This window comes from Hydrogenophaga sp. 5NK40-0174, assembly GCF_040372165.1.
Classification (GTDB): domain Bacteria; phylum Pseudomonadota; class Gammaproteobacteria; order Burkholderiales; family Burkholderiaceae_C; genus Hydrogenophaga.
In genome coordinates, this window is sequence record NZ_BAABWG010000003.1 from 464,421 (window position 1) to 481,231 (window position 16,811).

Genomic DNA, 16,811 nt, shown 5'->3' on the forward strand with positions numbered 1-16,811 from the left:
CCAGCGCCCGGGGAGGATTGCGTCGCGTGTAGCGGGGCAAAAATGGACGAAAAAGGGGTGGATGAACCCGGTTTTCGGTCCGCGTGCCGGCCAAAAGGGAAATTTTAGGTAAGGGTCAACCCGAGTTACACACCGGGTACATGCAAAACTTGCATAACGTGATGCTGACCCCGGTATGACTGCAGACACGTTCAAGGTATGGCGATTTCGGCGCTGATCGCCATTTGTGTGCCATTTGTGCCGCGTTAGGGGCAGTTGCTGAGATATTGGTGTACTCCGTGGGCCGCAGAACCTGTAACATGCGTACCAAAGCATGCACAGGGCCTGTCGTGGCGTTGTCTGTACGCGGGAGTACCTGGTGCTTGTCCGGCAAGCCTGCGCAGCTTGCTGATCTGTTCAAACTCACAAGGAGAGCGTTTTGGAAGCAATGGCATTGGGTGGCATCGGCTTGGTTGGCGGGCTGATCGTGATGGCGATAGGTATCGCCATTCAGGCAGTTTTCGTATTTTTCTCGGCCAAATGGATTGGTGCCGACAAGCGGACCTTTGGCGCCTGCTTCCTGGCGGTGCTGGTCTCAGCCATCATCAACTTCGTGATGTCCATCGTGGGTGCCTTCATCCTGCCAGGGCTCTTGTCCCTGCTGTTGTTGCCCATCATGCTGTTCGTCACGGGCTTCATCTTCTCCAAGATGCTGGTGACGTCCCTGGGCAAAGGCGTGCTGATTGCGCTGCTCTCCTGGGTGCTGGCCTTCATCGTGCTCTTTGTGCTGTCGCTGGTGTTTGGCGCCATCTTCGGCCTGGGCGCCATGGCCCTGGGCGGCGCGGCCTGATCACCACCATCGGGCGATCCGTCGCCTGAGACCAACCCCGGTAGCCGCTCGCCGCGGCCCCGGGGTTTTTTCATGTCTGCGCCATGGTGTCGCCCCCTGGACAGGTTTGCGTGCTTGCCCCATTGGCAGCCTCGCGCAGCACCGCCCAGAATGGGGCTTCAGCACGAGAGGAGACATTCGCCATGAGCAGCACCGTACGCGCCACCTTCACACGCATGGAAGACAGTACCCGTGAGGACTGGCAAGGCATCATGGGCGATGCCATCAAGATGGCCAAGGCGCTGCCCGATCGGGTGATCGATCACCTCCAGCTGCTCGACGGCGACTTTGGCGGCTTCCCGGTTGACCGCTACACCCATTCACTGCAAAGCGCAACGCTGGCCCTCAAGGACGGGCGGGACGACGAATACGTGGTGTGTGCGTTGCTGCATGACATCGGCGACACGCTGGGCAGCTACAACCACCCCGACATCGCGGCAGCGATTCTCAAACCGTTTGTGAGCGAAGCCAACCTGTGGATGGTGCAACACCACGGCATCTTCCAGGGCTACAACTTCTTCCACCACATCGGACTGGACCGGAACATGCGCGACCAGTTCCAGGGGCACGAGCACTATGACCGGACCCTGGAGTTTGTGGATCTGTACGACAACCGGGCGTTCGACCCCAAGGCAGAGACCTTGCCCATGACCGAGTTCGAACCCATCTTGCGCCGAGTGATGGCAGCGCCCAGGCAGTCGGTTTACAAGAAGGCCGTGGAGAACGCCTGAGCCGCGTCTTGGGCGTGCGCCAGGCGCTGGTGCCGGTCGCTCAGCCCCCGGAAGGCGCGCAGAACGCGCCCTGGCGGGTGTCTGGAAACGCAGGCGTGCGGATTTCGTACGGCACCAGGGCATCGCGCATCACCCCGGTTTCATCCATGATGGTCTTGTCGACCAGCGTGATGGCGCAGCGGCCATCTTCTTCGCTGGCGCGCCAGAACGCCTGGTAAATGCGGTTGGGCTCGGGCGTGAAGGTGGCGTACGACAGGCAGCGTCCCTGGCGCGGGCCCGCACTCATGAAACGACCACCGAAGGAGAATGGCTGCCCGGCGGGCAAGGCCCATTCCAGCACGTCACCGGCCGGCACGCCGTCGGTGCTGACGATTCCCTTGCATTCGGCGGCATCGGCGAAACGCACGACACCCATGCGGTAACGCGATGCATTGAAGATGATCAGCCGGATGCTGGCAGCAGGGTCAGTGGCCGGCGGCTGCAGGTCTGTACCCGGAAGCTCGACGCCCGGTGGCTGGCTGTCCGGCGTGGCTTCGACCTTCGCTTCGCTGGTGGAATCTGTAGCTGCTGGCTCGCCGGTGGGCAGAGGCTCTACAGTGTCTGTCTGCACGGGGCGGGGCGAAACAGGTGCCGCAATCTGCCTTGGCATCTCGGTGGCGCACCCGGCCAGGGTGGCTGCGATGATCAGCCCCAGGCAACTGGCGCTCCACGGATGACGATCGTTCGATCGTTGGTTCATTTGGCTGGTTCTCCCTTGCATGCCAGAGGGGCCATCCCGTTGGCCCGATGGTGCAAGTTTGCCAAACTCTGGGCGCGCGCCCAAACATCCCCCGATGTCCAGACGCGACAAAGCGTGATGCAATGCTTCAGATCGTGGCGCCGCCGTCGCAGACCATGGCTTGCCCGGTCATGAATCGGGAAGCAGGGGCAGCGAGGTAAACCGCCGCGCCAGCGATCTCGTCGGGATCGCCAATGCGTCGCAACGGCACGCCAGCGGTGGCCTTCTCCAGGGTCTTGGGGTCGTCCCACAGGGCTTTGGCGAAGTCGGTCTTGATCAGACCCGGGGCAATGCAGTTCACTCGCACGCCGTGAGGGCCGTACTCATGGGCGAGGTTGCGAGCGAGCTGGAAATCCGCCGCCTTGGAGATGTTGTAGGCGCCGATGGTGGTGTTGCCTCGCAGGCCGCCGATGGAACTGACGATGATGACGGAGCCTTCCTTGCGCTCGATCATCTGCGGCACACACATGTTGATCAACCAGTGGTTGCTGATGATGTTGTTGTCAAGGATCTTGCGGAATTGGTCGTCGCTGATGCCGCCCAAGGGGCCGTAGTACGGGTTGGACGCCGCGTTGCAGACCACGATGTCGATCTGGCCAAATGCCTGGTTGGTGGCAGCCACCAGTTGCTCCAGATCTTCCTTGCGCGAGATGCTGGCGGCCACCGCGATGGCGGTGCCTTTGCCGTGTTTGGCGTTGAGGGCATCGGCGACTTCATCGCAGGCATCCTGTTTGCGCGAAGAAATGACGACTTTGGCGCCATGCTCGGCCAGGCGCTCTGCAATGGCCTTGCCGATGCCGCGGGACGAGCCGGTGATGATGGCGACCTTGCCGGTCAGATCGAACAGTTCCATGGGTGTCTCCTGCTGGTGTCGGAATGGAAGAATAGGAAGAAGCTGAAGAAGTGCTTCTAAGGTCTGCAATGCAGTACAAAAGTCTGAAATTGCAAAAATCAGGAGCTTACACAGCGGTGGCGCAGACCGCGGGCACCAAAGAGACAGGATGGTGAGCCGCTACCGGCAACAAAAAAGCCGACGCGTAGGTCGGCTTTTGAGTCGAACGGGGTGTGTCCCCGTCTGGTGCGGCATCAGGCCATGAACACGGCGATGAAGGCCAGCAGGAAGATCAGGATGCCGCCGGCGATGGGCAGCACGACCGGCATCATGGGGGTGATGGCTTCGACCACGTCTTCAGGATGATCGCTGGCGTGGTTGTCATGAGCGGGCGCGGACATGGCTTGTTCTCCGTTGGAATCTTGGGGTCAGATGTTGTGCAGTGCAAGACCAGCCCTGCGAGGGCTCGGCCTTGAGATTTGTCAATTGTAGGCGCAGACGAGGCCTGCTGCCAAACCCGGCCGGGGGCGCCAGAGGCATTGCCATGAAAAAGGGCCTCCGAAGAGGCCCTTGGGGACGGGGCAAGGGGCCTTCAGGCCCTGGCCCGAACGGCGAGCTTCATCACTTCTTGATGAACTTGCTCAGCCAGTGGTCCATCAGCTTGCCGGCGGCTTCGCGTCCACCCAGACCGAAGGACAGGGCAACAGCGACTGCGATCGCACCCAGCGTCAGGCCAAAGGCGAGATTGACGATGTCATCGGCAATGCCCATGGCACGCAGGCCCATGGCCAGCACCAGCGCCAGGATGGCGTAGCGGGCGATGTTGGCGGCCGTGCTGCTGCCCTCGCTGCCAGCACTCTTGATGGCGTTGTAGGCCACGTTGGAGAGCCAGAAGCCGATGATCAGGATGGCCGAACCCAGCAGGATGTCGCCACCGAAGAGGATGAAGGTGGAGACGATGGCGCTGACCTGGACAAAGCCCAGCACATTGGCGGCCGAGACGGCGGCGAACAGCATGGCAAAGAAGAACACCACGCGACCCACCACGGTGGAGGCCGGCGTCTTCTCGAATGGCTTGGCCATGCCGATGCGCTCGGGGAAGGTGTCAAAGCCGATGGAGGCCAGCAAGGTGGCCAGCAGCTTGCTGACGAAGGAGGCGACGAACCAGGTCACCACCACGATGGCGGTGGCGCCGAAGATGTCCGGAATCGCGGACATGAACTCGTCCAGCATGTTCGTGGCAGGGCCCGAGATGGCTTCGATCTGCAGAGCATCCAGCGCAGAGATCAGTGAGGGCACGAACACCACAATGAAGGCCAGCAGGCCGGCAATGTTGGAGAACTTGACCTTGGGGTCTGCACCAGCCGTGGCGCCGAGCTTGTCGATACCGGCGGTGGCCGACAGATTGGTCACCACATTGCGCAGCACCGTGGCCACGATCCAGCCCACACCGCCAATGACAACAGCTGTCAGGATGTTGGGCAGGAAGCTCAACACTTTGTCGAGCATGGAGGTCAGCGGTGTCAGCAAACCATGCATGCCCAGTGCACCCAGGATGATGGGCAGGAACAGCAGGATGACCAGCCAGAACAAAGCATTCGACAGACCCTGACCCACTGGCTTCATGTCGGCTTCCTTGGCCAGCTTCTCGTCCAGCGAGGTGCTGTCCAGTGCCTTTTTGGAGACCGAGCGGACAATGCTGGCCACCACCCAGGCCACCACAGCCAGGATGAGGCCTGCGCCCAGCTTGGGAGCGTATTCCATGATCTCCGTCATCATGGCCGAGAACGGACCGGAGACCACGGTCAGGTTCAGCTGGTTGAATACCGCCATGAGCGTGAAGAGCAGGATCGCCCAGAAGGCCGCCAGCGCCACTGCACCAGAGATGTTGATCTTGGTACCGGTGATCTTCTCGAACTGTTCGTTGAGGCTGATGGCCCCCAGGCCCTTTCGCACGCCGGCCCGGACGACCACCGCGATGATCCATCCAATGACGAGGATGCCTAATGCGCCCAACAGCGCAGGGAAGTCACCCCCCAGGCTGTTTTGCAGTGAATTCCAAAGTGCGTTGTTGCTCATTTCTCTCTCCAAACTAGATGAGTCATCTGTTCATAATGCAATTGCGTACTTATGGCGTCAACCCGAAGCCGCAGCATTTCCATGTGATTGGAAATGCCTGAGCCACGACCGGCCGCATTTGCGGGACAATCGGGGCCACTCCTGATGTCCGGTTCAACCTTGCGGGTGGGTGAATCGGATTACTTCGCAAGTGTTCACTTCCATTTGGAAGCACGGCTTCGGCATGACACCGCCGAGGCCGGACTCTAGGGCGCATGTACCGCATCGAACCACTCTGTGGTGAGAAAACCGCTCAAGTTGCCGCCTGAACCTGCCGATCGTCGATTGGTTCACACCCTGTGGCAAAAAGCCCCTCAATTCGTGTTTGTTCTCGCCATCAAGCGCTTCCCTGTTCAGGCAAGCTGGGTTATGGTCCGCCCAAGAAGACAAGGGAAAGGCATCGCGGCAGATTTGAACGAATGAGTCAGTACCAGCGATAGCGTCTTCCCCGCCAAGTCTTCAACCACTTTCAGGGTCGCCGCAGGAGGTTCCTGTATGAGCAAACGTCTGACATCGTCCGATACCACCAGCTTGCGAGCTTCGGCCCGCCTGGTCATCGATGCGCGCGATGCCAAGGACGCCAAGGTCTTCATCCCGCCCGGCTTGCGTCAGGCGCCGGTGCTGGACCTGATGTGCTCGCATTTTGTGCTGACCCTTGCTGCACACCAGGGGCCGCGCTTCAATATCCGCCGCGACCTCAACACCTTGCTGGCATTGGCCGGCCGTCACCTCGTGTGGCCGCACACGGTGCTCTCGCGCCTGCGTGAGTTCCTCTCACGCCGCCTCAAGGACAACGAACTGTGGCAAGGCCACGAAAAGCTCAGCGTATCCGCTTTCATGGAACGCTACGGCGTCTGGCGTGGACCGTATGAAGAAGGCACGCTGTTCTTCTATCTGGACGAGTACGCCAAGGAGTCACCGCGCGACTTGCTCTCGGTGCTGGCCGTGACCGGTGAATGGTTGTCGCAGACGCTCAAGAAGCAATCCACGCTGGTGGAGAAGAACATCGACGCGCTGGCAGGGCTGCTCCAGCTCAACCGCGCCGAACGCGCGCTGCTGCTGTACGGCACCCTGGCCCGCTACCAGCGCGATCTGCGTTCCATTCTGGTGGAGTTCAAGGTCAACAACGCTCCGGAGGCCTATGCGGCAATCGCCGAAGTGGCCGGTGTGAAGGCCAGCGAAGTGGGCGAGGCGCTGCGTGCTGGCTCACGCCTGGAGCGCATCGGCATGGTGGAGAACCTGATCTCCGAGCACAACATCACCGACCTGGCCGATCTGATGAAGGTCAGCGAGAAGCTGCCACCGGTGCTCATGCGCGAGTACAGCAACGAAAGCGAGCTGATGGCGGTGTTCACCCGCCCGGCTGCCCGCTCCAAGCTGGCGACGGACGATTTCGAGTTCGTGGGCGACGATGTGCAACTGCTGTGTGGACTGCTGCGCGAAGCGGTGGCCCGCAAGGAGCCTGGCGTCAACATCTTGCTGTACGGCCCGCCCGGGACCGGCAAGACGGAACTGGCGCGCGTGGTCGCTCAGGCGGCAGGCCTGGAATTGTTTGAAGTGGAATACGCCGATCGCGACGGCAATGCGCTCTCGGGCCGCGACCGCTATCGTTCGCTGCAGATTGCCCAGGTGTTCCTCAAGGGCACGGCGCATTCGGCTTTGCTGTTCGACGAAGTAGAAGACGTCTTCCCGCCGATTTCCAGCGAAGCCGCACAGCTCATGGCGCGGGCCGAGCAGGTCAGCATGCCGCACAGTGGCAGCGTCAGCGGCAAGGCCTGGGTGAACCAGATTCTGGAATCGAACGCGGTGCCTACCATCTGGGTGACCAACCGGATCGAGCAGATTGACCCGGCCTTCCGCCGCCGGTTTGCCTACCATCTGGAGCTCAAGAGCCCGCCGCCCGGTGCGCGTGAGCAACTGGTGCGCAAGGCGCTTGAAGATGTGAACGTGACCGATGAGCTGGTGGCCAGGCTCACAGCCCGCAAAGGACTGACGCCTGCGCAGATTCGCACCGCAGTGCGATTCGCCCAGCTGGCCAGTGCGCCGCCAGCGAAATCGCGACGCAAGTCGAATTGCGCCAAGAAGCGAGGTCCGGTGCTGGATGATTTGATCGAGCGCCAGCTCAAGCACGCCGATCAGGCCCTCGGCCGTCGCCCCGATGCCGCGGAGCGGCCAGGCGTGACCGAATACAGCCTGGACATGCTCAACGTGAGCAGTCGCTATGAACTGCCGCGCATCATCGAGGCGCTCAAGGCGCGCGGGCACGGCACGCTGTGTTTTCACGGCGCGCCCGGCACAGGCAAGACAGCACTGGCCGAACACATGGCCAAGCAGCTGGATCGCCCGCTCATGATTCGCCGCGCCAGCGATCTGGTGAGCAAGTTCGTGGGCGAGACGGAGCAGCAGATGGCGGCCATGTTCCGCGAGGCCGAAGCCGAGAAGGCGGTGCTGTTGCTGGATGAAGCCGACAGCTTTTTGCAGGACCGCCGCGGTGCGCAGCGCAACTATGAAGTCACCGAAGTCAATGAGATGCTGCAGGGCATGGAGCGCTTTGCCGGCATTTTCATCTGCACGACCAACCTGCTGGGCAGCATCGATCAGGCGGCCTTGCGTCGCTTTACCTTCAAGATCGAGTTCAACCCGCTGACCAGGGAACAGCGCGAACGCATGTTTGTGGTGGAGGCGCTGGATGGAAAAGACAAGGCGCTGACAGACGAGATGCGCAACCGGCTGCGCAAGCTCGATCAGCTGTGCCCGGGCGACTTTGCCGCCGTCAAACGGCAGGTCGAAATTCTTGCCGAGTCGCTGGATCCGATGGACTTTCTCGATCAGCTCGAAGCCGAGCACCGCATCAAGCCAGAGGTGCGTGAACAGCGAGGCATGGGCTTCGTCTGAAGCACGCCACACAGGCCTGCGGTCTGGCGGTCGCTCCGTGCCAGAGCGACGCAGCAGACGCATAATCCGCACTTTCTCCACAGCGCGAGACCAGGCAGCGGTCTGTGCCTTGCACTGTCTTGCGCTCTTTCCTGCCAAAGGTGCCCCATGCGTCCCGTCGTCATTTCTCTGGCCCTGCTGACGCTGAGCAATGTCTTCATGACGTTCGCCTGGTATGCGCACCTCAAGGAGCTGAGCCACAAGCCATGGGTGGTGGCGGCACTGGTGAGCTGGGGGATTGCGCTGTTCGAGTACTTGCTGCAAGTGCCGGCCAACCGGATCGGTCATCAGGTGCTGTCGGTGCCGCAACTCAAGATTGCGCAGGAAGTCATCACGCTCACGGTGTTCGTGCCGTTCTCGGTGATGTACCTCAAGGAGCCTCTCAAGCTCGACTACCTCTGGGCCGGGCTTTGCCTTCTGGGAGCGGTGTACTTCATTTTTCGCAGCAAGTGGATCGGCGCCTGACCAGCACCGGGCGAAAAAAAGCCACCCTTGGGGTGGCTTCGGATGGTGTGCGTGACAGTCAGTGCAGAAGGGCCATGGGGCCGGATGGCAGGTCGTCGATGACGTATTCTGGGTGATGCTCGCAGAAGAAGCGCATCTTCTGGTCGAGCCTGGCAACACGCTGGTGCGCCTCGTATTCGCAGTGGTGCTTGGAGATCAGGCTGAAAATCTTGCTGCGCAGGAACCAAAGGTCTTTGGGCGTATTGCACACCACGAGGGCAGCGCGAAGGCGGTTGCGCATCGGATCCTCGATGTCGTCCATGGCTTCCTCGAACTCGCTCACGAGGAAATCCATCTCGAGCACTTGCGTGTCGTGGTATTGCGGGCCTTTGTCCTTGAACCAGGGCAACTTGAAAAACATATCGCACTCCAAACCGTCGAGAGCCGGGGGGAATTCCCCTGCGTCTTCCTTTGCTTCGGCGACGGGGAGTCAATATTGAGGGAATTCAATGACTTGCGGGTGACATTTCCGACCACCGGTTGACATATGTCACAGGTTTTTCAGGCCCTGCGCGCAAAGGTACTCATGCGTTTTGTACAAATGAAAACGTTTTACGCAAATCGTCGCACCACAGCCAAAACGTCCTCGCCGTACTCCAGTCGCTTTTTCTCTCCCATACCCGTGATGCCTTCAAGGTCTTGTGCCTGAGTGGGCTGTCGCTCAGCGATTTCCCGCAGGGTGCTGTCGTGGAAGATGACATAGGCGGGTCGGCCGTGGGCCTTGGCCACTTCGGCGCGCCAGGCGCGAAGAGCCTCGAAGCACTCCCGCTCGGCCAGTGTCATCGGCCGTCCATCGGTGTGCACATCGGCGGCGCTGCGGCGGCGACTGCTCTTGCCTCCGCTGCCAGCCGCCGGCTTGCGCAGTCGCACTGCACACTCGCCGCGCAGGATGGGACGCGCACCGTCGGCAAGGGCCAAGGTGTTGAATTGGTCGCTGTCCACGCGAATGGCTTCCCGGGCGATGAGCTGGCGTGTCAGGGCTCGCCATTGGGATTCGCTCAGCGCGTTTCCGATGCCGAAGGTGCTGAGTGCATCGTGGCCGTACTGGGCCACTTTGTCCGTTTGCTTGCCGCGCAACACGTCGATGATGTGGCCGGCGCCAAATGAGAGCCCGCAGGACTGGTGAATCCTGTAGATGCAGGAGAGCAGCATGCGGGCCGATTCGGTGGCGTCTTCCAGCTCGGGCGGGGCGATGCAGTTGTCGCAATTGGCGCAGGTGTAGGCGGTGGCGCCTTCAGATCGCTGCGCCGCAGTGGGTTCGAAACCCTGGCCGAAGTAGGCCAGCAGACGCACGCGCCGGCAATCGGTGGCCTCGGCCAGGCCGAGCAGTGCGTCGAGCTTGCCGCGCAGTACTTGTTTGAAGCTGTCGTCTGCCGGGCTTTCGTCGATCATGCGGCGTTGGTTCACCACATCTTGCAAGCCGTAGGCCATCCAGGCGTTGGCGGCCTCGCCGTCGCGCCCGGCGCGCCCCGTCTCCTGGTAGTAGCCTTCGATGTTTTTGGGCATGTCCAGGTGGGCGACAAAGCGAACATCGGGTTTGTCGATGCCCATGCCGAAGGCAATGGTGGCCACCATGATGACGCCTTCTTCGCGAAGAAACCGGTCCTGGTGACGCTGGCGCTGATCGGTGGGCAGGCCGGCGTGATAGGGCATGGCATCAAAGCCGTGTTCGCACAGCTGGCGCGCCACGTCTTCCACCCGCTTGCGCGACTGGCAGTAGACGATGCCGGCATCGTGCACGCCATCGCTGCTGGTGTGTTCGTCCCGGATGAAGCGCAGCAGGTGTTGGGTGCTGTCTTTCTTCTCGACGATGCGGTAGCGGATGTTGGGCCGGTCAAAGCTGCTGACGAAGGACTGCGCGTTCTGCAGCGCCAGGTGTTCGACCATATCCTGGCGGGTCAGGCGGTCAGCTGTGGCCGTGAGGGCGATGCGTGGCACGCCCGGGTAGCGCTCGTGCAGTTGTGCCAAAGCGCGGTATTCGGGTCGGAAGTCGTGGCCCCACTGGCTCACGCAGTGCGCCTCGTCGATGGCGACCATGCTGAGCAGGCCGCGCTCGTGCAGGGAGTCGAGCAAGGCCAGGAAGCGCGGCGTCATCAGGCGCTCCGGCGCTGCATAGAGCAGGGTGATCTCGCCGCGCAGCAGCTGGCGCTCGATCTGCTGGGCCTGCTCCAGGTCGAGGCTGGAGTTGAGGAAAGCGGCATCGACGCCGGCTTCGAGCAGGGCGCCGACCTGGTCGTGCATGAGCGCGATAAGGGGGGAGACCACAATGGTGACGCCGTGACCGGCGCGCTGGCGCACGATGGCCGGGACCTGGTAGCACAGGGATTTGCCGCCGCCGGTGGGCATGAGCACCAGGGCGTCGCCACCCTCGCTCACATGGGTGACGATTTGCGCCTGCTGGCCGCGAAAGGTGTCGTAGCCGAAGACCTCTTCGAGCACGGCGGCGCACGCTTCGAGCGTCTCGCCCTCGGCGGATATGTCGATCACATCTGTTCCCAGGGCAGACCGTCGAAGCGCCATCCGTTGACGGTGGAGCGTTTGAAGTCGTCGCTGAGCTCGCCTTCGAAGCCATGCACCACATGCTGGACATTGGTGAATCCGGCTGTCTCCAGTGCCTTGCCCGCGTCCAGGGTGCGCTTGCCACTGCGGCAGATCAGCAAGATGGCACGGGCCTTGTTGCCGGCTTCCTGTTCAACCAGTTCGGCGAAGCGTGAGGCGTTGGGGGTGAGATCAGGGTATTCGTACCAGGGGATGTTCTCCACCCCGGGTGGTCGGCCGACATAGAGGGATTCGATCTCCATGCGAACGTCGACGAACAGCGGCGGCTCGTCACCCCGCGACGCGCAGGCACTGTTTTCTGCCTGCAGCCAGGCCCAGGCTTCTTGGGGTGAAAGGTGCTTCATGGGGGTCTATTGTCGCCGATGACCCAGGCGGGCGTGATCACAGAAGGGCCATTGACAGGCGGGTGCGCCGGACAGGCTGCGGTTTTCCTACAATCGGGGCATGACTTCCAACGCCACTACCACCATTTCATCGTCCACCGAGCGCGGCTATACCCGTGGTCAGGCGCTGCCTGCCCTGCTGGCTCAGCGCATCATGATCCTGGACGGTGCCATGGGCACGATGGTGCAGCGCTTCAAACTCGACGAAGCGCAATTCCGTGGTGAGCGTTTCAAAGACCACCACAAGGACCTCAAGGGCAATAACGACCTGCTCAGCCTCACCCGCCCGGACGTGGTGCGTGACATCCACGAAGGCTATCTGGCCGCAGGTGCCGACATCGTCGAGACCAATACCTTCGGCGCGACGTCAGTGGCGCAGGACGACTACGATCTGGCCGAGCTGGCCTATGAGATGAATGTCGAGTCAGCCAGGCTGGCGCGCCAGGCCTGCGACAAGTTCAGCACGCCCGAGCGTCCCCGTTTTGCCGCCGGCGCACTTGGCCCGACCCCCAAGACAGCGAGCATCAGCCCGGACGTGAACGACCCGGGGGCGCGCAACGTGAATTTCGAGCAGCTGCGGGCGGCCTACTACGAGCAGGTCAAAGGCCTGGTCGATGGTGGCGTGGACTTGCTTTTGGTGGAGACAATATTCGACACGCTCAACGCCAAGGCTGCGCTGTTTGCGATTGAGCAGTACTTTGACGACACCGGCGAGTGCCTGCCCATCATCATCAGCGGCACCGTCACCGATGCATCCGGCCGCATTCTGAGCGGGCAGACCGTCTCCGCCTTCTGGGCCAGTGTGCGTCACGTGAAGCCGCTGGCCATCGGCCTGAACTGTGCGCTGGGGGCCACGCTGATGCGCCCTTACATCCAGGAACTGGCCAAGGTGGCGGGCGATACCTTCATCAGCTGCTACCCCAACGCCGGCCTGCCCAATCCGATGAGCGATACCGGTTTTGACGAAACGCCGGACGTGACCAGCCGCCTGGTCAAGGAATTTGCCGACGAAGGCTTGGTGAACATCGTGGGCGGCTGCTGCGGCACCACGCCCGGCCATATTGGCGCGATCCATGATGCGGTGGCACCCGTGGCCCCGCGCTTGCTGGCGCAGCCGGGACGGTTTTATCGGGAAGACGAGGCCCCGGAAGCGGCTGCGGCCTGAACGTGAACTGTCCGGGGCATGCGCGCAGTGGCTTCCGATGAAACACTGCCGCCTGTCGGGGTCATGACGCCGGACCGGGATGTCCTCGGACATTCCTGGGAGAGGGCCTGGGCCTCACTGGAGCTGGCCTCGCCGCCTGAGGCCGTGCGTGAGCAGGTGTTGGCCGCGTATGGCGAACCCCAGCGCGGCTATCACACCCTGCAGCATCTGCAGGAATGCCTGACGCATCTGGGCGATGCACGGAACCTGGCGAAACACCCGGGCGAAGTGGAGATCGCCCTTTGGTTCCATGATGCTGTTTACAACCCACGTGGCAGCGGCAATGAAAAGGCCAGCGCTGAGTGGGCAGCTCGCGTGCTGAACGACGCTGGCGCCTCAGCGACCACGCAGCAAAGCGTGCATGACCTGATCATGGCGACTTGCCATGACGCGCTGCCGACGGATGCTGACCAGCAGTTGCTGGTGGACATCGATCTCTCGATTCTGGGCGCAGCACCTGAGCGGTTTGCGCAGTACGAGCGGCAGGTCCGATTCGAGTATCAGTGGGTGCCGGGTCCGATCTACGGCTTGAAACGCCAGCAGGTGTTGCGCGGGTTCCTCAAACGTGAGCGGATATACGCGACGGACATCTTTCACTCCCGGTGGGAGGCGCAGGCCCGAATCAACCTGGGTCTGGCTGTAAGGGGCGGCTGACTTGTCGCCTGGTGGCGCCCCATTGACCCACTGTGTGACCCACTGTGACCAGAGAAAGCTGTGCTGAAAAGCCGCATGTGGTGGGGTTTGACTGCTACAGTGCCTGGAACAAGATCGACAGGGATGCGGCGCATGCCGTATCAGGCAAAGATGGCAGGCACAGGAGTGGACCATGGTGATGTCTCGCAAGACCCGCTCAAGCAGCAGTAGCAGAAGCAATCAGGCCAAGCTCGCTCAGCTCGGCATGGCCGTACCGCAGGTGATGGCGCACCGTTTGACCCGCATGGCCATGGCAGGGCCGCTGCTCTCTCCGCGTGACCGCAAGGAGTTCACCGGTATGGTGATGGAAAAGCAACTGGCTTTTTCTCAAGCCTGGATGGCGATGGCCATGGAGACCTGGCGCATGCAGCAGGCATGGGCTGCCGCATGGTTCACGGGGCAGGTGCCTTCGTTGACAGCGGCGGTGAATCGCATTGCGGCCAAGGGCTTGGCGCCTGTGCACCGCAAGGCGGTGAGCAATGCGAAGCGGTTGGCGAAGACGCGGATATGACGTTTGAGCAGCCAGTACAAAAAGGCAAACGATCCGGGTGGCAGTTCGCTAGCTGGGGATTGCTCGCTCTTCAGCTGGCACTGGCCATTGCGGCACTGTCGGTGACGGCGGCGTTCGAAGAAGTGTATGTCAACTTTGGGGCTTCGCTGCCGGCTGTGCAAGTTGCGTTGGTGAGCTATCCCCTGGTGTGGTGGTGCTTTCCGTTGGTCGGTCTGGCCCTGGCTGTATGGTGCTCGGTTGGCTTCAGCGCATCGCCTCAGGCAACTCGCAAGCCGATAGTGTGGCAACTGGTCTGGACGGCGCTGATGGTGGCGTCGATGGCCTTCGGATTGATGGCGCTGTACGTACCCATCATGGCATTGGGCCAGTAGGTTCTGTCTTGCCTGTGCCCGGGCGCCAGGCCTGGCCAGATCTGATCAAGGCTGATCCGGCGTGGTGTCACCATGTCGGGTAAACCCTCAATGGAACAAGAGTTGCACCACTAACAGGTTCTGTCTCATAGTTGAGCAACTTGTTATGGGCTTCGCGAATCTTTTGTTTTCCATCTGGCGGAAGGTGCTGGTGTGCCTGTGTCTGGGCCTTTTGGGCATCGGCACCACGGCCCAGGCCACGACCTTGACGCGGGAGGCGCTGGCTGCGTACTTCCCTGAGCCGTTGATCGTTGGAGAGCAAGACCCGGAGTTGCCGGTGTGGCCGCTCTTTCGCCAGGCCCGGACCGACAAAGGCTGGGACAACCCTGCGCCGGTGGGCTATGTGTTCGAGTCGCTCGACTTTGCGCCTGTGCCCGGCTTCTCCGGTACGCCGGTCAACCTGCTGATTGCGCTGGGGCCCAAAGGCGAATTCCTGGAAGTGAAAGTGCTCTCGCAGCGCGAACCGGTGTTCGTGGAAGGCCTGGGGCCGGAGCCGCTGAACAAGTTCGTTGACCAGTACAAGGGCCTGGGCATCACGCAGAACATCAAGATTGGCTCCAACCTGAACAAGGACAGCGAAGCCGGCAGCGCGAATGTGTATGTGGATGGCGTGGCCAAGGCGACCGCCTCGGTGCGCATCGTCAATCAGAGCATGTTGTCCGCTGCGTTGAAGGTGGCGCGGGCGCGCCTGGGTTTTGCGCTGGGCACGGACCCCGACATGGTGGGCCGCATCAAGGGCACCAAGTTTGAGCCCATGGACAATGTGGCCGCCCTGGAAGACGAAGGCCTGGTCACGCGCAGGACGATTCTGAACAAGGACGTGGAAGCCGCCTTCAAGGATACGGTGGGCGAGGGGCAGGACCCGGAGGCATTGGCCGATCCGGATGGCGTGTTCACCGAAATGCTGGTGATGCATCTGAATGTGCCCACGGTGGGGCGCAACGTGCTGCCCGAAAAAGGGTGGAAGCACTTGATGGGCTGGATTGAACCGGGCGACCATGCTTTTCTGGTGGCCACGCGGGGTCGCTACAGTTTCGTGGGCGACGACTACACCCCCGGCGCTGTACCAGACCGTCTCACATTGACACAGGCCGGCTTGCCGATCGAGCTGCGGGACTTTGTCACCGACACCACGCCGAAGCTGCCCGAGGGCTGGGATGTGTATGGCGACGATGTGCATTGGCGCGTTTTCAAGGTGATCAGCCAGGCCAGCCTGGACCCGGCGCAGCCACTGGATTTTGCGCTGAGCGTTACCCGCACCAAGGGGCAGATGTTTCCGGAGAAGGAGCGCAAGTCCTTTGACGTGAACGCGTCGATGCCGTCCGATTACTTTGACCTGCCCGACGGCAACAACAAGACCTGGCATTCGCTGTGGACCGATCGTGCCTGGGAGATCGGCGTATTGGGCGTTGGCTTGCTGGTGCTGTCGGTGCTACTGGCACGGCCGCGCTGGATCACGGTTTCGCCAACGCGCCTGAAGTGGGTTCGCCACGCCTACCTGCTGTACACACTGTTCTTCATCGGCTGGTTTGCGCAGGGGCAGTTGTCGATCGTGAACTTCACGGCGCTGATCCAGGCGCTGCTGGCGGGCCGAAGCCTGGACTTCTTCCTCTACGACCCGATGACGGTGCTGCTCTGGGCGTTCGTGGTGGTGACGCTGTTCGTGTGGGGGCGGGGCACGTTCTGCGGCTGGCTGTGTCCGTTTGGCGCTTTGCAGGAATTCGTGGGCACGGTGGCGCGCTGGGTGAAGCTGCCGCAACTGCGCTTGCATACGCGCACCGATGCGCAGCTCAAGAAGATCAAGTATGTGGTGCTGGCGGTGGTGCTGGCCATGCCGTTTGTCTCGGCGTCCTACACCGACAAGGCGGTGGAGGTGGAGCCCTTCAAGACAGCGATCACACTCGTGTTTGATCGGTCCTGGCCATTTGTTTTGTGGGCGGTGGGCTTGCTGGCGCTCAGCGCCTTTGTCTACAAGGGCTACTGCCGCTACATCTGTCCCTTGGGTGCGGGCGTGGCGGTGCTGGGCAAGGTACGGCTGTTCAAGTGGTTGCCGCGCCGTGCCGAATGTGGCCAGCCGTGCCAGACCTGCCGCCGCAGCTGCGAGTACCAGGCGATCGAGGCGCAAGGCGCCATCGACTACAACGAGTGTTTCCAGTGTCTGGACTGCGTGGTGATTTACGAGAGCAACGACTTGTGCACACCGCTGGTGGTGGAGAAGCGCAAGGGCAAGGTCATTCCTGTGCGTTCCCTGCCGGTGCAGGGCACGGCCAAGGCTTGATGGAGAGG

Annotated in this window: 16 protein-coding genes; 9 read left to right on the plus strand and 7 right to left on the minus strand. The window is 61.9% G+C overall.

What is annotated here, in order from left to right; all coding sequences use genetic code 11:
• Window positions 1-418 precede the first annotated feature (418 nt).
• Window positions 419-829, plus strand: a complete 411-nt coding sequence (locus tag ABWV89_RS11735; protein ID WP_353396864.1) for a hypothetical protein — start codon at window positions 419-421, stop codon at window positions 827-829.
• Window positions 830-1,011: 182 nt separating this feature from the next.
• Entirely contained in the window at window positions 1,012-1,599 is a 588-nt protein-coding gene (locus tag ABWV89_RS11740) for an HD domain-containing protein (RefSeq protein WP_353396867.1), read from the plus strand.
• Between the two features lie 40 nt (window positions 1,600-1,639).
• Here ABWV89_RS11740 and ABWV89_RS11745 read toward each other — a convergent pair whose 3' ends face one another.
• From ABWV89_RS11745 to ABWV89_RS11760, 4 genes are all read right to left on the minus strand, one after another.
• The gene (locus ABWV89_RS11745; RefSeq protein WP_353396870.1) at window positions 1,640-2,338 is read right to left on the minus strand and encodes a hypothetical protein; all 699 of its coding nucleotides are present in this window, start codon (window positions 2,336-2,338) and stop codon (window positions 1,640-1,642) included.
• Window positions 2,339-2,465: 127 nt separating this feature from the next.
• Window positions 2,466-3,230: an SDR family NAD(P)-dependent oxidoreductase gene (locus ABWV89_RS11750; protein WP_353396873.1), complete on the minus strand. Its 765-nt coding sequence runs from the start codon at window positions 3,228-3,230 to the stop codon at window positions 2,466-2,468.
• 233 nt (window positions 3,231-3,463) lie between these two features.
• On the minus strand, window positions 3,464-3,610 hold the full coding sequence (locus ABWV89_RS11755) for a hypothetical protein (protein WP_353396876.1): 147 nt from the start codon (window positions 3,608-3,610) through the stop codon (window positions 3,464-3,466).
• Window positions 3,611-3,830: 220 nt separating this feature from the next.
• Window positions 3,831-5,288, minus strand: coding sequence for a mechanosensitive ion channel (locus ABWV89_RS11760; protein WP_353396878.1), 1,458 nt, complete (start codon window positions 5,286-5,288; stop codon window positions 3,831-3,833).
• A gap of 669 nt (window positions 5,289-5,957) precedes the next feature.
• Between ABWV89_RS11760 and ABWV89_RS11765 the strand changes: the two genes are divergently transcribed.
• Entirely contained in the window at window positions 5,958-8,222 is a 2,265-nt protein-coding gene (locus tag ABWV89_RS11765; protein WP_502903208.1) for an ATP-binding protein, read from the plus strand.
• Between the two features lie 147 nt (window positions 8,223-8,369).
• Window positions 8,370-8,726, plus strand: coding sequence for a DMT family protein (locus ABWV89_RS11770; protein ID WP_353396884.1), 357 nt, complete (start codon window positions 8,370-8,372; stop codon window positions 8,724-8,726).
• A 58-nt stretch (window positions 8,727-8,784) separates the two neighbouring features.
• On the opposite strand, the gene ABWV89_RS11775 is transcribed toward ABWV89_RS11770, so the two are convergent.
• The 3 genes from ABWV89_RS11775 to ABWV89_RS11785 form a co-directional block, all read right to left on the minus strand.
• The gene (locus ABWV89_RS11775; protein WP_353396886.1) at window positions 8,785-9,126 is read right to left on the minus strand and encodes a hypothetical protein; all 342 of its coding nucleotides are present in this window, start codon (window positions 9,124-9,126) and stop codon (window positions 8,785-8,787) included.
• 191 nt (window positions 9,127-9,317) lie between these two features.
• Window positions 9,318-11,285: a DNA helicase RecQ gene (gene recQ, locus ABWV89_RS11780; protein ID WP_502903199.1), complete on the minus strand. Its 1,968-nt coding sequence runs from the start codon at window positions 11,283-11,285 to the stop codon at window positions 9,318-9,320.
• On the minus strand, window positions 11,249-11,668 hold the full coding sequence (locus ABWV89_RS11785; protein WP_353396891.1) for a rhodanese-like domain-containing protein: 420 nt from the start codon (window positions 11,666-11,668) through the stop codon (window positions 11,249-11,251). The genes recQ and ABWV89_RS11785 overlap by 37 nt, the downstream gene beginning before the upstream one ends.
• A 100-nt stretch (window positions 11,669-11,768) precedes the next feature.
• On the opposite strand from ABWV89_RS11785, the gene ABWV89_RS11790 reads away from it, so the two are divergent.
• The 5 genes from ABWV89_RS11790 to ABWV89_RS11810 all read left to right on the plus strand — a co-directional run bounded on the left by ABWV89_RS11790 (window position 11,769) and on the right by ABWV89_RS11810 (window position 16,803).
• The gene (locus tag ABWV89_RS11790; protein ID WP_353396894.1) at window positions 11,769-12,872 is read left to right on the plus strand and encodes a homocysteine S-methyltransferase family protein; all 1,104 of its coding nucleotides are present in this window, start codon (window positions 11,769-11,771) and stop codon (window positions 12,870-12,872) included.
• A gap of 18 nt (window positions 12,873-12,890) precedes the next feature.
• Window positions 12,891-13,565 (plus strand): HD domain-containing protein, encoded by a 675-nt coding sequence (locus ABWV89_RS11795; protein ID WP_353396896.1) that lies wholly within the window; start codon window positions 12,891-12,893, stop codon window positions 13,563-13,565.
• 172 nt (window positions 13,566-13,737) lie between these two features.
• Window positions 13,738-14,115 carry a hypothetical protein gene (locus tag ABWV89_RS11800; RefSeq protein WP_353396899.1) on the plus strand — a complete coding sequence of 126 codons (378 nt, stop codon included), beginning with the start codon at window positions 13,738-13,740 and terminating at the stop codon, window positions 14,113-14,115.
• On the plus strand, window positions 14,112-14,486 hold the full coding sequence (locus tag ABWV89_RS11805; protein WP_353396902.1) for a hypothetical protein: 375 nt from the start codon (window positions 14,112-14,114) through the stop codon (window positions 14,484-14,486). Before ABWV89_RS11800 ends, ABWV89_RS11805 begins: the two co-directional genes overlap by 4 nt.
• A 145-nt stretch (window positions 14,487-14,631) precedes the next feature.
• Window positions 14,632-16,803, plus strand: a complete 2,172-nt coding sequence (locus tag ABWV89_RS11810) for a 4Fe-4S binding protein (RefSeq protein WP_353396905.1) — start codon at window positions 14,632-14,634, stop codon at window positions 16,801-16,803.
• Window positions 16,804-16,811 lie beyond the last annotated feature (8 nt).

What these genes read in the sequence shown, in the direction of transcription:
- ABWV89_RS11800 (WP_353396899.1), top strand. Translation starts at nt 13,738, where the DNA reads ATGGTGATGTCTCGCAAGACCCGCTCAAGCAGCAGTAGCAGAAGCAAT.
- ABWV89_RS11795 (WP_353396896.1), top strand. Translation starts at nt 12,891, where the DNA reads ATGCGCGCAGTGGCTTCCGATGAAACACTGCCGCCTGTCGGGGTCATG.
- ABWV89_RS11770 (WP_353396884.1), top strand. Translation starts at nt 8,370, where the DNA reads ATGCGTCCCGTCGTCATTTCTCTGGCCCTGCTGACGCTGAGCAATGTC.
- ABWV89_RS11785 (WP_353396891.1), bottom strand. Translation starts at nt 11,668, where the DNA reads ATGAAGCACCTTTCACCCCAAGAAGCCTGGGCCTGGCTGCAGGCAGAA.
- ABWV89_RS11750 (WP_353396873.1), bottom strand. Translation starts at nt 3,230, where the DNA reads ATGGAACTGTTCGATCTGACCGGCAAGGTCGCCATCATCACCGGCTCG.
- recQ (WP_502903199.1), bottom strand. Translation starts at nt 11,285, where the DNA reads ATGGCGCTTCGACGGTCTGCCCTGGGAACAGATGTGATCGACATATCC.
- ABWV89_RS11805 (WP_353396902.1), top strand. Translation starts at nt 14,112, where the DNA reads ATGACGTTTGAGCAGCCAGTACAAAAAGGCAAACGATCCGGGTGGCAG.
- ABWV89_RS11790 (WP_353396894.1), top strand. Translation starts at nt 11,769, where the DNA reads ATGACTTCCAACGCCACTACCACCATTTCATCGTCCACCGAGCGCGGC.
- ABWV89_RS11745 (WP_353396870.1), bottom strand. Translation starts at nt 2,338, where the DNA reads ATGAACCAACGATCGAACGATCGTCATCCGTGGAGCGCCAGTTGCCTG.
- ABWV89_RS11765 (WP_502903208.1), top strand. Translation starts at nt 5,958, where the DNA reads ATGTGCTCGCATTTTGTGCTGACCCTTGCTGCACACCAGGGGCCGCGC.
- ABWV89_RS11810 (WP_353396905.1), top strand. Translation starts at nt 14,632, where the DNA reads ATGGGCTTCGCGAATCTTTTGTTTTCCATCTGGCGGAAGGTGCTGGTG.
- ABWV89_RS11775 (WP_353396886.1), bottom strand. Translation starts at nt 9,126, where the DNA reads ATGTTTTTCAAGTTGCCCTGGTTCAAGGACAAAGGCCCGCAATACCAC.
- ABWV89_RS11755 (WP_353396876.1), bottom strand. Translation starts at nt 3,610, where the DNA reads ATGTCCGCGCCCGCTCATGACAACCACGCCAGCGATCATCCTGAAGAC.
- ABWV89_RS11760 (WP_353396878.1), bottom strand. Translation starts at nt 5,288, where the DNA reads ATGAGCAACAACGCACTTTGGAATTCACTGCAAAACAGCCTGGGGGGT.
- ABWV89_RS11740 (WP_353396867.1), top strand. Translation starts at nt 1,012, where the DNA reads ATGAGCAGCACCGTACGCGCCACCTTCACACGCATGGAAGACAGTACC.